The 14,271-nt window shown below is 40.6% G+C and carries 14 protein-coding genes; 11 read left to right on the top strand and 3 right to left on the bottom strand.

Going from position 1 to position 14,271, the window contains the following annotated elements; all coding sequences use genetic code 11:
• Positions 1-759: 759 nt before the first annotated feature.
• The 5 genes from QZT26_RS12420 (at position 760) to QZT26_RS12400 (ending at position 7,298) form a co-directional block, all read left to right on the top strand.
• Positions 760-2,169 carry a sigma-54 dependent transcriptional regulator gene (locus QZT26_RS12420; protein WP_099324430.1) on the top strand — a complete coding sequence of 470 codons (1,410 nt, stop codon included), beginning with the start codon at positions 760-762 and terminating at the stop codon, positions 2,167-2,169.
• Between the two features lie 39 nt (positions 2,170-2,208).
• Entirely contained in the window at positions 2,209-3,741 is a 1,533-nt protein-coding gene (locus QZT26_RS12415; protein WP_295102528.1) for a response regulator, read from the top strand.
• On the top strand, positions 3,731-4,111 hold the full coding sequence (locus QZT26_RS12410) for an STAS domain-containing protein (protein WP_099324432.1): 381 nt from the start codon (positions 3,731-3,733) through the stop codon (positions 4,109-4,111). The genes QZT26_RS12415 and QZT26_RS12410 overlap by 11 nt, the downstream gene beginning before the upstream one ends.
• A 149-nt stretch (positions 4,112-4,260) precedes the next feature.
• Positions 4,261-5,199: a tetratricopeptide repeat protein gene (locus QZT26_RS12405; protein WP_295102524.1), complete on the top strand. Its 939-nt coding sequence runs from the start codon at positions 4,261-4,263 to the stop codon at positions 5,197-5,199.
• 263 nt (positions 5,200-5,462) lie between these two features.
• Positions 5,463-7,298, top strand: a complete 1,836-nt coding sequence (locus QZT26_RS12400; RefSeq protein WP_295102521.1) for a tetratricopeptide repeat protein — start codon at positions 5,463-5,465, stop codon at positions 7,296-7,298.
• Between the two features lie 198 nt (positions 7,299-7,496).
• Here QZT26_RS12400 and QZT26_RS12395 read toward each other — a convergent pair whose 3' ends face one another.
• Both QZT26_RS12395 and QZT26_RS12390 read right to left on the bottom strand, forming a co-directional pair.
• Positions 7,497-7,736 (bottom strand): BrnA antitoxin family protein, encoded by a 240-nt coding sequence (locus QZT26_RS12395; RefSeq protein ID WP_099324435.1) that lies wholly within the window; start codon positions 7,734-7,736, stop codon positions 7,497-7,499.
• Positions 7,733-8,026 carry a BrnT family toxin gene (locus QZT26_RS12390; RefSeq protein ID WP_099324436.1) on the bottom strand — a complete coding sequence of 98 codons (294 nt, stop codon included), beginning with the start codon at positions 8,024-8,026 and terminating at the stop codon, positions 7,733-7,735. Before QZT26_RS12390 ends, QZT26_RS12395 begins: the two co-directional genes overlap by 4 nt.
• 626 nt (positions 8,027-8,652) lie before the next feature.
• Between QZT26_RS12390 and QZT26_RS12385 the strand changes: the two genes are divergently transcribed.
• The 6 genes from QZT26_RS12385 (at position 8,653) to fliE (ending at position 13,861) form a co-directional block, all read left to right on the top strand.
• Complete coding sequence (locus tag QZT26_RS12385) at positions 8,653-9,510, top strand: tetratricopeptide repeat protein (RefSeq protein WP_295102516.1); 858 nt, start codon at positions 8,653-8,655, stop codon at positions 9,508-9,510.
• A 30-nt stretch (positions 9,511-9,540) separates the two neighbouring features.
• Entirely contained in the window at positions 9,541-10,863 is a 1,323-nt protein-coding gene (locus QZT26_RS12380; RefSeq protein WP_295102513.1) for an ATP-binding protein, read from the top strand.
• A gap of 41 nt (positions 10,864-10,904) precedes the next feature.
• The gene (locus tag QZT26_RS12375) at positions 10,905-12,275 is read left to right on the top strand and encodes a sigma-54 dependent transcriptional regulator (RefSeq protein ID WP_295102510.1); all 1,371 of its coding nucleotides are present in this window, start codon (positions 10,905-10,907) and stop codon (positions 12,273-12,275) included.
• A 443-nt stretch (positions 12,276-12,718) separates the two neighbouring features.
• On the top strand, positions 12,719-13,096 hold the full coding sequence (flgB, locus tag QZT26_RS12370) for a flagellar basal body rod protein FlgB (protein WP_099324440.1): 378 nt from the start codon (positions 12,719-12,721) through the stop codon (positions 13,094-13,096).
• A gap of 11 nt (positions 13,097-13,107) precedes the next feature.
• Complete coding sequence (gene flgC, locus QZT26_RS12365) at positions 13,108-13,551, top strand: flagellar basal body rod protein FlgC (RefSeq protein WP_099324441.1); 444 nt, start codon at positions 13,108-13,110, stop codon at positions 13,549-13,551.
• A gap of 10 nt (positions 13,552-13,561) precedes the next feature.
• Positions 13,562-13,861: a flagellar hook-basal body complex protein FliE gene (gene fliE / locus QZT26_RS12360; RefSeq protein ID WP_099324442.1), complete on the top strand. Its 300-nt coding sequence runs from the start codon at positions 13,562-13,564 to the stop codon at positions 13,859-13,861.
• 133 nt (positions 13,862-13,994) lie between these two features.
• On the opposite strand, the gene QZT26_RS12355 is transcribed toward fliE, so the two are convergent.
• A partial coding sequence (locus QZT26_RS12355) for a hypothetical protein (protein ID WP_295102506.1) occupies positions 13,995-14,271 on the bottom strand: 277 nt, incomplete at its 5' end.

The following is a 14,271-nucleotide window of genomic DNA, read 5'->3' as shown; positions in this document are numbered from 1 at the left end:
AGCGGGAAATATACATTATTACCACGGGTTATTCAATAGTTATTTTTACCGGTATCAAAATTTTTGTAATACTTTAGTCCTATGAAAAAAACCGCTCGTTCCCAAGCTCCGGCTTGGGAACGGGATTGTTTGAGAAGCTCCAGCTTCGAATGGAAAAGGGAATGAACTCATGATGTCAGCTTGGAGGCTTTTCAGTATGCTACCCAAGATATTTGGAAACCTCTTTTGAATCGAATAATACACGAAGCTTCGCTTGCCGGCGAAATGGAAGCTAGAGCTTCCAACGCAATTACGTTCCCAAGCCGGAGCTTGGGAACGAGCATTTTTGTTTTTCCAAAAATCTAAACTGTTACAAATTTTTAGATCAGGCTGATTAAAGTATGGCTATAAACAGTGGTATAAAATTTGCGACAACGCTACATAATCATTTAAATGTTTCTGGTAACTATTCAGCTTAGAGGGGATTTAATTTGTACATAAGTTTTATAAAAACCAGTTAAACCACGGAACACGCGGAATACACGGAAATTGATTATTTTGCATAAGTTTTATAAAAACGTGTAAGTATCCTCTTAAAAAAATACTACATTGTGTGAGAAATCGTATTTTTAAACAGATGTTGATAATGGAAGATTAGTAGTGTTTAAAAATTAAACGTTTTGATATACTGAACTCAAAGTATTTTTTTTACGGGAAAAAAATTAAGTTTTATAATGCGTGGGACATTGAACGGTTTGTTTTTAATGGAAGGATAAATAAATGAAGCCGAAAGGTATAATTCTTATTGTCGATGACGAAGAAACAATCAGGCTTTCTGTCAGGGAGTTTTTAGATGCGCAGGGTTATGAAGCAATTGCCGCCGGTAGTTGCGAAGAAGCGCTGGAGAAAATGGATACATTTATGCCGGATTTGATACTGCTGGATTTGAGATTGCCCAATATAAATGGAGTGGAACTTATTGAAAAAATAAAAGAGAAAGACCCTAACGCGTTAATGGTGGTAATGACGGGATATGGAAGCGTAGACTCGGCAGTTGAAGTAATGAGACTAGGGGCATACGATTATTTAGAGAAACCGTTTAAGCTTGACAGGTTAAGGTCGGTAGTTGAAAAGGCATTAAGGAGGCAGGGGCTGCGCCAGGAGGTGCTTGAAATAAAGGAAAAGCAATGGACGTTTGATGAAGAATCGGACGGAATTATTATTGGCAATAGCCCGCAGATGAAAGAGATATATTCTCTTATTAAACAGGTGGCAAAAAGTTCTTCTACAACGGTGTTAATACAAGGAGAGAGCGGTACCGGGAAAGAGCTTGTTGCAAGGGCGGTGCACCGGTTAAGCGCAAGAAAATCAGGGCGTTTTGTGGATATAAATTGCGCTGCCCTGACGGAAAGCCTTCTGGAAGCAGAATTATTTGGTTATGAAAAAGGGGCATTTACCGGCGCGGCGACAGCCGGTAAACCGGGTTTGTTTGAAATTGCCGATAAGGGAACCGTTTTCCTTGATGAAATAGGCGAGATGGGGGTTTTGCTGCAGGCAAAACTTTTAAGAATTCTGCAGGAAAGGCAGTTCAAAAGGGTTGGCGGCATACAGGATATCAAAATAGACGTTCGGATTATTGCCTCGACAAACAGGAACCTTGAAGAAGAAATAGCGTCGGGAAATTTTAGAAAGGATTTGTATTACCGGTTGAAGGTATTGCCGATTTATGTGCCGCCATTGAGGGAAAGAAGAGAAGATATAATGCTTTTGGTGAAATACTTTATACATAAATATAATAATGAGTTTGGCAAGAATATTTGCGATATCCCGCCCGATACTGAACGGATATTATTGGAATACGGCTGGCCTGGGAACATCAGAGAATTAAAGAATGTGGTAGAAAGAGGCGTGTTGATTGCAAACGGCAGCGCATTATCGCCTAAATATGTTGCAAATATCAGCGTTGGGAAAAAAGAATCTGAAAGCCTTGCCGGTATTACTGTTGATGGAAATACTGACTGTGTAAGCAGCGACGGACTTGATGCCCGTTCACTGGCATTTATGGAAAAACAACATATAGAAAATGTCCTGAAAGAAACCTCATGGCGAAGGACGGAAGCGGCAAGGGTGCTGGGTATCAACAGAACGACCTTATATAATAAAATAAAAGAGTATGGCATTGCACAGTAATATTTAATTAATAAGCAAAAGATCGCCTATAAAAAAAAGATGAAGAAAAAAATTTTATTGGTAGATGATGAAGAAACGCTGCGATGGGCTTTGCAAAATACCCTTTTGGATGACGGTTATGATGTGGAGGAGACCAACGATAGCATTGAAGCCCTGGAATTGGCGAAAAAAAGAAAATACGATTTGGTGATTAGCGATTTAACTATGCCCTTCATGAATGGCGTGCAGTTAATTGCTGAAATAAAGAAGGCAAATCCCTCAATAAGGGCGATTATTATGACGGGTTATGGTTCAACGGAGGCGGTTATTGAGGCGATGCATACCGGCGTCTCTGATTTTATAACAAAGCCTTTTAAGCTTGAACATATGAAGAAGGTGATTCGCAAAGTCCTGAGTGAAAGCGAAAATACCGGTACAAATGTGTATAGCGAAAAAAAACATGAGAATGAAGAACCACGGCCGTGTGAGGTATATACTGACAAACACAAGGATTCATCCTATATTGTGCAGGATGAAACAGAGAAGGCAAATCATGCCTTTTATGATGCCGTTGAGACTGATGATCGCCAGTTGGCGCTGTTTGGAAGTTTTTCACGCGAGGCCGGGTTGGAAAATCTGGATACGGTGATAAAAACAGTTTTTCGCTATGAGGCTAAAACATGCAGATCACCGGCATCTTTGATAAAAAACATGAATACATTTCTCTGCGAAAATATAAAAAACCGTTTTCCGCTTATGCTTTTCTGTGTAATTTTGGAGAAACAAGGGCAAAAACTCTCTTATTCAATTTGCGGGGAAGGACTCGCCTGTTTTGTATTTTCGCAGGAAAAAGAAATGACACAGTTGCAATCGTATCCCTTATTCCTAAATATGTTTCCTGACATAAGCGTGCCGGAGCAAACCCTGCCAATGCCTGCGGGTAATAGATTTATTGTGATTGACAGCAATGCTGTTGCTACAAGCATCCGGAAGGGAATTATTCAGAAAGACAGGCTCAGGGATGCACTTGTGCGGGATGTTGCCGGGGATTGTGAGCATGTGGCGAAAAAAATGAAAGAGGGAATAGATGGATGGCATGAACTGACTGCCGATGCACGAAATTGTTCCGTCATTGCCTTTACCCTGGAGAATGGCAGATGCATGCCATGGAAAGAAGAGATTTCTATTTCCATGCCCATTGATGATTATGATGAAGTGCTGCAATTATTCGAAGAAAAGTTGTCAAAAATAGTGGGTGACGAGTGTAAGAGGCATGACATTATTACGTCTGTTAATGAGGCCGTTTTGAACGCATTATTCTTTGCATACAAGGAGGGGGAAAAAGGGGAAATTGTTCTGAAATTTTCTAGATTGGGGGAAGATATCATCATAGTGGTAAGCGACAGGGGCTGTGGATTTGATACGCAGAACTATGAAGAACCTGATACGACATTTTATAAAGGCATAGCAAGAAAAGACGGGCGAGGGATTTTTGTTATGAAACAGTTAATGGATAGAGTAATGATACAATCCGGCAGGGGAACCGGGACTTCGGTCTTTTTGGCGAAACGGGTAAACTTCTATGGAAATTGAAAGGCATGAAAAAGGCAATGTGGTCGTGTTATCGCCAAAGGGGAACCTCGTGTATGAGGGGGCAATCAAACTGGAGTGCATGCTTAAGATTTTGTGCGAAGATGCATGCGCCATTATACTGAATTTCAGAGATGTAAAGTATATTTCCGCAAACGCATTGGGGAGTATCGCATATTATGTGAGTTGTTTCAGGGAAAAACAAAAGGGATTTAAGCTGGTTCAAACAAATAAAAACATTAAAAAACTTATGGATATTACCGGCCTGCTTCGCATTGTGGAGGTATTTGAGAACGAGGATGAAGCAATGTCAAGCATTGGTCCCCGTGTGGGGAAACTGGAAAGAACATTTTTATGGTCAGGGGGAAATTAATCCTCAGTCCTCAGTCGGCAATCCTAAATCTGCAATTTGCCGATTTCCGATTGTAGATTGCCGACTGCATAAGTGACCATTAAATATTTCGTCAAATAATGCAAAGAAATTACTGATAAGGTACTAACTTTATTAAGAGGTAATAAAATATGACTAATACTCCATCTGATGACGAAAAAAAGGAAACTGCATTAAATGAAATAATCGAAGGGCTGCAAAAACGGGAGGAGGAAGATTCTTTCCCGGAAGCGATTTCGCAAGGTGAAGACGCGCCCGATATGCCTGTTCATGAAGCCTCTGACGAGTCGGTAAAATCAAAAAAATTGTTAAAAGCGGGCATATTGCTCAATCAATATGTACTTTCCGCTATGGTGCTTTTTTTTATAGTAGGCGCGATAAGCTTCTTTTTATTTCTCCAGAAAGATTGGATTAAAGTAAAAGGCAATAAAATGGTTTCCCGCCTTGTGGAAAAAAAGCTGGAAGAGTCTTTGGATAAATATATGGACTTGAACGACAATTTAAGGGATGGCAAAAGGGCTAAGGCAAAACTGTCAGACGATATAAAGGGGGAAAATTCTTCTGGTGTACAGCAAGGCCGGGAAGAAACGCAGGAAGACAGGACAGAATATATCATCGAAGCAAATCGATTGTACGAACAGGGCGATTACAAGACGGCGGCTTCTCTCTATGGAAAGGGGTTAGACAAATCGATGCCTTTTCTGAATGAGGATTTTATTGTATATCGTTTGGGCGATTGTTATTTTCAATCGGGAGATTATAAGGAAGCCCTTGAAGTGTTCAGGCATTTAAACAATGATTATCTTAACAGCGAGTATCAATTGCAAAGCAGATTAAAAATGGGTGAATGTTGCGCAAAACTGGGGGACTATAAGCAAGCAAGAAAAACCCTTTACTCCGTTATCGCCCAGGAAGGTGACTGCAAAACGGAAGAAGATAAGTCGTGCGTGGCAGAGTCTTATTTTAAAATCGGAGATTATTACCGGGAGGAGTCAAAACGTCTGAAAAATGCATCTCAAATGGTAGGTACGGTCACCGCAGGATCCGGGAAAAGCAATGACCATTTGTAGAACGAAGAATAGGAAGGCAAATGAAGAATTTTGGTAACACTTTAGTCTTGTTAAACGGGGAATTGTCATTTGTAGTGCGACGAGGTTCGTCGCACTACATGAATTTAGTGGGCTTAGATATTTCAAGTGAGGAACGAGCGGCAACCGTTTATAGCAAATGCTCCGCCCCTGCACTTATACGGCAAGTAGCGTTATTATTGGAATTTTTCTAAAAACTAAAGTGTTACAAAATTCTGCATATACCATTTATGGGATAATGAATAATGAATAGAAGAATAATTTTTATACTCATATTTCTTTTAGGCGTATTTCCTGTATGCTCTCTTTCCAAAGCCGGTGAGGAGACTACTGGCGAGGCGAAGGAGGATATCTCAAATACCGTGCAGGGCGTATTGAACGAGGAGAGGAAAAACCTGGAAATGCTTCAGATGCAGTTGCAGGCTATTGATGAATCAAGCGAACTCAGTGAATCATTAAATAAAGAGTTGAGAAATCTTGAGATGCTCCAAATGCAATTGCAAATATTAAGAGATCAGGAGTTAGAAGAAAAGGAAGATAATGGCGCCGGGACGAAGGCGGCTGAAAAGAAGAGTGTTGCTCCGGAAGAAAGAAAAGAGGTTTTTATACAGCCAAATGAAAATATCATGCTGAAAAAAGAACTGGACGAGTATGATATGCCGGTTTATTCAATTAACGCAAAACAGGTGCAGGTGTCTGAAATATTGAAAGCGCTGTCAGCAGTCTATGGCAAAAGTATTATTGTGGATGAAGAAATTGCACCCGAATACTTGTCTTCTTTTATAAATGTATCGATCAAAAAAAGCCCGTTACAGGATATATTAGAAGTAATTATCGGAATGCGCAACCTGGAATTTATTCCGAAAGAGAACGCTATATTTGTTACCTCTTTGTCACAGCTTAACGTCGATACGGCATCTGACTATTATAAGGATAAGGCTGCCCAAATATATCAAAGGGCACAAATAAAATATCCCAACGACAAAATGGTCGTCAAGGCGTATTATGAACTGGGGAATTATTATTATGATCTGGGTTTCAATTTTCTTGCGTTGCAGGAATATCAGGTTGTTGTAAAAAAATATATAACGTCTCTCTTTGCAAAAGATGCTTTATTTAAAATCGGAGACTGTTATTACCGCCTCAATGACCCGGAAAGCGCCATTAGGGCGTATTTTCAGTTTATTTATGGCTATCCGAAAGATCCTTTAATTGCCGATGCTTTTATGGGGATCGGCGACTCTTTAATGATGCAGGGGTTTTATGTGCGGGCAAAGGACACCTACGAAAGGGTGCTGAATGGATATCCGGAAACAGAGATTGCCGCTAAGGCGCAGCTTAACATTGCCAAAGCGCTTGCAAAAATGGAAAAACACCGGGAGGCGATTCGGGCATTGATGGAGGCCAGGGAACTCTATAATTCCCTCCATATAGGGGCTGAGATTGAATATTTAATAGGAAAATGTTTATTCTCGTTGAAGGAGTATGAGGATGCCAAAACAGTTTTGGGGAATTTCCTGGCCAATGCGGGCAATGAGAGATATGCCGAAGACGCAAGTTTCTTATTGGGAGAATGCTTCTATAATAATGAGAATTATGTTGAGGCATTCCAGGTTTTTAAGAGAGCGCTGGAAACCTATCCAAACAGCAGCAATGTCCCACGCGGTATGTATTTTTTGGGAAAGTCTCTGCGGGCAATGCACTTTTATGATTCTGCGATAAAAACATTCCGGGAAGGGATACAATTTTGGCCAACTAATGAATATGCGGACAAAATGGCCATGGAGATAGGATGGTGTTATTTTGATGATGATAATTATGCGCGGGCGCAGGAAGGTTTTAAGGATTTTATAAAGAAGTACCCTTACAGCAAGGTATTAATAGAAGGAATGGTTGGCCTGGCGGATGCACTCTTCTGCGAAAAAAAATACGAACAAGCTGTGAAGGCATATATAGATGTTTTAGGAAATAGCAGCGAAAAGGAAATCAGGGCGTTTGCATTTGAAAGAATTGGCGCTTGTTATAAAGCTATGGGAAAACTGGAACAAGCAATAAAAGCGTTTCGTTTAGAGTTGGGATGATGCCTGTCTCAGCCATAAAAGAATCCCCCCGCAATCGGCAGTCTACGGTCGGCAAATTGCAAATTGAGGACTGAGCAAGGTGAGGAATCTTAGGATTTCTCACCTTGGCAGAAATGACAATTACAGGCATATTAAATTCTTCTATGTCCCTAAGCACCATCCATTTTCCAAATCTTTAACTGCGTCTTTACCCCTGCTTCAAGCCGGTTGTTCGGCTTTTCCGGGGGGCCACTTTATTTGGAGTTTTCTTTGACTGATTGCACAGTCACGAAGATAAAGATTTATTAGGGTCTGGTATGGAATACCGGTATCCTCCGACATAGACCTGAAATAGAGAACAGTATCACGGTCCAAACGCATAGTAACCGGTTGTTTTAAATACTTTAAATAAGGATTTTTACGCCCCTTCATTTTGGAAAAATCATAATGGTCTCTCATTGTCTGTTCCTCCAATATTCACTTTCTTCATCGCCATCGGCTTTCCTCGCAGAGATGATTCTGATAACTGTATCGCTTTCCCGGAAACAGTGGCAGATGACCAGAAGCCTAAGTTTATAACTTATTCCAAGTAAGATAAAACGATCTTCTTCGTGTGAATGGTCGGGATCAAAATATTGAATGGCATTTTCATCATAAAAGGCTATACGCGCTTCTTCGAAGGAAATCCCATGCTTTTTGATATTGGACTTTTCCTTCCGGTTATCCCATTCAAATGTTAATTCGATCATATGTACATTGTACTTATAAAAATATTGATGTCAAGGTTAAGGTTCAAGCAAAACAGGGAGTCAAATTTTACAAAAATCGGGCATGCACCCTGACAAACTGCAAAACCCCAAGTGATGACCTTGTATAAAGTCTCCCGCCTCAGTATTGTCTTATAATTAGACAACACGTCCATATTTTTTACTTAATCAATAACAACGACAGGCGCTTCAGGTATGGCTACCTGGTATTTTTTTGATACTTATTGTGACATAAGCTTTCTTTTGTAAAATAGTTGTGAGTCCATGTGCCGTAGTTTCTGTAGTATCTGCCTGCAGGGTTATTGTTGTCGACCGTGTACGGCACTGCTTTTGCGATGCCCTTTATACTGATTGCATTTTTTTTAATATCATGAACTAATTAGTACCTTAGCAGTGATTTCTTTGCTTTTTTTGGCAAAATCCTCCCCCTTACCCCCCTCCAAAGGGGAAGAATGTCCCCCGCTGGCGGGGGTGCAGGGGGTGGATTCTAATTTTCGTATTTTTTATTTCTTTCTTGTTTGGTTCTGGCTACGCCAGCATAGGTAAACATAAGGACGTGTTATTTGAGTTTTTTGAAAAAAACAGAGAAAAAGTTCCTGGTGGTTTTTATGGCTTTGTGGATGGGTGTGCCTGTTTTTATAAGTTCTGAAAGATGTTTGTTTAGCGAGACTGTAAATAGCGGAAAAAATGCAGGAACCGGAGAGATTCAGGACGTATCTCATGGAAGTTCTGCTTTGGTCGGTACTTCGTCTGGTGCGGGCGAACATCAAGGAGTGGAAAGGGTATTATCAAATCTCAACGTTGAAAACGAACGGCTTCGGGAATTAGAAAAGAAATATTTAACATTGCAAGGCGTTACTTCAGAGACAGGGATTGGGAAATATTTTAAATCAGGCGCAACGAAAGATATTGATTCTGTGGTGGTTCATGAAGTGGGCAATGTGTCAAAAACAGACGGCCAAAGCGATGCCGGTGATACATCAAACGAGATTTCAGAATACACGCCATTACAGTATTCAAAAAACTTTGAGGATGCAGTGCCGCAAAAAGAAGAAGTTGATGCGTCCGTTGAGGATGGCGAGGAGAGAGCCAGGATGCACAACCGGCTGCATCGCTATTTGACCGGCATAGAAAAAGAGACGCCTCCCATAACAATAGCAGAATGTTTTTATACATTGGGTGAATATGAAAAAGCCTTGCAGGGTTATAAAAATATTCCGCAAGAAGCGGTTACGCCGTATCAATACATGTGGGCCCGGTACCAGATTGCAAATTGTTTCCGGCAGTTAAAAAAATACGATGACGCGCTGAATGAATTCCAGCGTTTTATCGACGAAAATCCGAAGAGTGAGCTAATAGTGCAAGCGAAATGGTATGTTGATGATATTGCCTGGTGGAAGGAATGGCAGGGGAAAAATACATTGAAGAATAATAAATTGTTAATGCTTTCTGATAATAATGAGTGAAATAATGGGAAAAGAAAACGGGGTTACGTTATGAAAAATATTGCCGTGAACAAATATCCGAAAAAATTCAGGAATGAACTCGCAACCGCCTTTGAACAGTTTAATCTTTATACATTGCGTTTGGAAGAGGCTTACAATAAGCTGCAAAGCAGGGTAAAGGAAATAGATAAGGAGATGGAAGATACAAATGCCCGTTTAAAGGATAAAGTGCAGGAACTCGACAGCCTTACGAAATATCTAAATAGTCTTTTGGGAAGTATTCATAGCGGTGTTATCGCCATAAATGTGAAAGGGGAAATAACTACTTTCAATACGGCGGCAGAAGAAATATTGAGCTTCAGCGGGTCTTGCGTGGTAGGGGGAAATATAGCGTGTTTATACGAAAATGCGGATGGTGGTGAATCCTTGCTTACGGAGGCTATTAAAAAGGGGCAAAATTTTATTAATGTTGAGCGTAAAATAAAGACCAGTCAGGGATTAACCAGGATGCTGGAAAGCAGCGTGTCACTGATTAAGGACTCGCAGGACAATATTATAGGCGCTGTAGAGGTGTTTAAAGACTTATCAAAGATAAGAGATTTGGAGATGCGATTGAGAAAAGCGGATAAACTTGCAGCCATTGGCGCAATGGCGGCCAGTATTGCCCATGAAATTCGTAATCCACTAAATGGTATTGAAGGGTTTTCTGCATTACTTGCAAGGGACTTTGAAGATTCCGACCCCCGTAAGAAACTGGTAAAAAATATAATACAAGGCACAAAAAATCTGAACAAAACGGTTACCGAGTTGCTGGTATTCGCGCGTCCGGTGCGATTGAGTTTAATGAATAGCCGTATATCTGAAATTTTGGACAGAACACTCTTTTTTATTAAGGAAGACATGAACCGGAATGGAATAGATACTATTTCTATCCATAAAGAATACGGTGCAGATGATTATTGTTTGAAATGCGATGCGGAAAAATTGCAGCAGGTCTTTTTGAATCTTTGCTTAAATGCAATTCAATCTATGACATGCGGGGGCCATTTAACGGTATTTACGCGGACACTAAAGGGAGAAAACGACAACGGCGTTGTTCAGATTGGCATAAAGGATACCGGAGTAGGAATTAAAAAAGAGGTTGTCCGGAAGATGTTTGACCTCTTTTTTACTACAAAACAGGATGGAACGGGGATTGGATTGGCAATTGTGAACAAAATTGTAGAAGCGCATAACGGCAAAATCTTTGTTGAAAGCGAAGAGGGAAAGGGAACGACATTTTATATTAATCTGCCCATAAATTCGCATGACTATATGGATTCGTACAGCGCTTTCATTCCTGAAGAAGAGGCATTGGCGATGCAGTTTGCTTAAGTACTATATTATTTATGTCTTCCAGTCTATAGGGGAATAAAATGAGTGTCGAAAAAATAATGGTTGTCGATGATGATGCATTGGGGCGTGAATACCTCTGTGAAACGCTGAAAAGAGGCGGATATGATGTTACAGGGGTTGGGAACGGACAGCAAGCCGTCTCGCGAATCGGCAAAGAAGATTTTGACATGATATTCATGGATATGAAAATGCCTGGAATGGACGGCATGGAGGCGCTTGAAAAGGTAAAGGGAATTTCGTCGGAAACCGTAGTCATTCTCATGACTGCGTATGGCACTATAGAGTCTGCTGTGGAAGCTATGAGAAAAGGCGCTTATGATTACATTATAAAACCTTTTTCTCCCGATCAGATAGAGCTTTTAATCTCAAGGGTGAATGAACGGCAGAAATTAATCGCCGAAAATAAATACTGGCGGTCTGCTTCCAATGTGGATGAAAAATCTGAGCCTGTGTACAGCAAAAATTCTAAAATGTCGCAAATATATGAACAACTGAAAAAGATTGCACAGAGCAAGGCAAGTGTTCTTATACAGGGAGAAAGCGGTACGGGCAAGGAATTAGTTGCGCGTGCGATACATTATTTCAGCCCGCGCTGCGAAAAACCTTTTATTCGGGTAAATTGCGCAGCCCTGGCAGAGTCCCTCCTGGAAAGCGAACTCTTTGGGCACGAACGCGGCGCATATACCGGAGCGGTGGCAAAGCGTATAGGACGCTTTGAACTGGCAAACGAAGGTACGCTGCTTCTTGATGAAGTCAGCGAGATTTCTCCCAATATACAGGCAAAGTTGTTGCGGGTGCTGGAAGAAGAGGAATTTGAGCGGGTTGGGGGAGAAAAAACCATAAAAATCGATGTCCGCATTGTGGCAACCACAAACAGGGATTTGGCAAAGGAAATACAAAAGGGGACGTTTCGTGAGGATTTATTTTACCGGTTAAATGTCGTTCCGATACACTTACCGCCTTTACGGGAGAGGCGCGAAGATATCCCGTTGCTGGCGAACACCTATCTTGAAAAATATAGTTCGGAAAATAATTCATCTGTCAAATCGATTGAAAAAAGGGCAATGGATTACCTTTCTCAATACAATTGGCCTGGGAATGTGAGGGAATTGAAAAATATTATGCAAAGAGCGGTTGTTATGGGTTCGTCGGAAGAACTTGGATTAGAGAACTTTACATCCCTCATTGACACAAAAAAATCCGAACATACCATGTGTGATGATTCCGTAAACATAAAAAAGAATGGTCAATCTATTGAAGATGCAGAGAAAGAGTTGATTTTTACTACACTCGAAAAAACGGGCGGGAATAAAACAAAGGCAGCCGGGTTGCTTAAAATTACAACCAGAACATTGCGGAATAAACTCAATAAATACGTAATTGCTCAATAAATTGTGGCAATGGAGGTATTGGGGACTTGGGATTTCCCATTATACCGTAGCAATCTACAATCTACAGTCGGCAGTCGGCTTTCAATAGAGGTCAGATGTCAGAGATCAGAGATCAGAGGTCAGATGTCCGCGAAAAACTCTGACTTCTGACTTCTGACTTCTGACTTCTGAAATCGGCAATCGGCAGTCGGCAAATTGCAGATTGAGGATTGAGGATTGAGGACTGAGGATTGAGCAGAAGGCGATGTATTTTCCTACATACCGTGAAATTTTTTCTTAATAGGGGGGGCAAAGATTTGCCTTCACGGATGCAATAATATATTTTTACTTACGCTGTATCTTATTGATAAATAGATATATGTGTATTTTTATTGCATATTGTATTTGCTGTCTCTGTTTTCCGGTATTTGTTTTGCGATGTTCTGTGGATAAGGAGAAAGATTATGAATATTGGTTTAGATAAAACGTTTGGTTTATTAGAGAATATGTTGGATGTTTCGTCTCTAAGGCACAAGGTTGTTGCAAACAACATTGCCAATGTAAACACTCCTGGTTACAAGAAAATGGTGGTTAATTTTGAGGGTGAGCTTGAAAAGGCTATACAAAGCAGTTCGCAGAAAAATTTTAATAAGTTTGAACCAAAGGTCGTAATTTCAGAAGATGTTGTAGATGGGACATTGCGCAACGATGGAAACACGGTGGATATGGAAAAAGAGGTTGCTACTTTACTGAAAAATACGGGTTTTTATAAAATATATTCGCAGTTACTGGCAAAAAAATTTGATTTAGTAAAAGCCGCAATTGACGGCTCTAAAGGATAAGGAGGGAAAATATGGGAATAAGTAAGGTATTTTCAGCGCTGGATATAAGCGCTACCGGGCTTACCGCGGAACGTATCCGCATGAATGTGATAGCAAATAATATTGCTAATGCAAACGCTACTAACTCTCCCGACGGCGGTCCGTATCGCAGGGAACAAGTGGAATTTCAGTCTATTCTTAATAAGGCGGCTAATTTGTCCGATATTGATGGAATGGAACGTTTGGGCGGCGTAAAGGTGAGTAATATTATGAAAAGCAAAGAACCTTTTAATAAGGTATTTATTCCCGGGCATCCTCAGGCGGATGAAAATGGTTTTGTAGAGATGCCTAACGTAAACATTGCAACGGAGATGGTTGATCTGGTCACGGCGTCCAGATCTTACGAAGCGAATCTTGCGGTGATAAATTCTTCTAAAGATATTACAAATCAGGCATTGTCAATTATTGGAAGATAGGGGTGTAGTTATGGCTGTTTTACCGATTAATAATAATGGCGATTCAATTCAACAAAACAAAGGGTTTGATTTTGTTGAAGAGCAGAAAGGCGCTTCCTTTAAAGATACATTGGGAGGTTTTATCAATGAGATTAATGACCTTCAGGTGAAAGCCAGTGACAGTATCGAGAAATTTTCCGGCGGAAAGATTGAAAATATCCACGAAGTTATGGTTGCCATGTCAAAGGCGGAGGTTAGCTTTAAGTTTATGATGGAAACCCGGAACAAACTGGTAGAAACATACAAAGAAGTTATGCGTATGCAAATGTAACTGGAATAATACATAATACACATCGCAGCAAAGCCGCAACCAAAGAGAGTTTAACCACCTCGTCATTGCTAGGGCTTTTTCCGAAGCAACCTCATAAACCGTCATGGAGATCCTTCCATCCTGCATCATTCCATTAATTAATTCTATTTTTTAAGCCCTTTGAGCCACCCTTAATTTGCTTATCACGGGATATGGCGTTTCTTACGTCACGAAATATCTCGTAGTATACTGATTGCTTCGGAAAAGACCCTCGCAATGACACGCTGGTACCCTTGTAATGACACCTAAATCCTGCAAACAAGGCAAAGCCTTGTTGCAGGAATAGGATTGAAATGGTAGGATTTCCAAGGTATTCGGCGGTATATTGATAACAAAAAACACCTGAAAGGAGATTCACCATTTCGATGAAG

This window comes from uncultured Candidatus Kuenenia sp., assembly GCF_900696675.1.
GTDB lineage: Bacteria > Planctomycetota > Brocadiia > Brocadiales > Brocadiaceae > Kuenenia > Kuenenia stuttgartiensis_A.
This window is presented reverse-complemented; position numbering and strand designations above follow the sequence as displayed.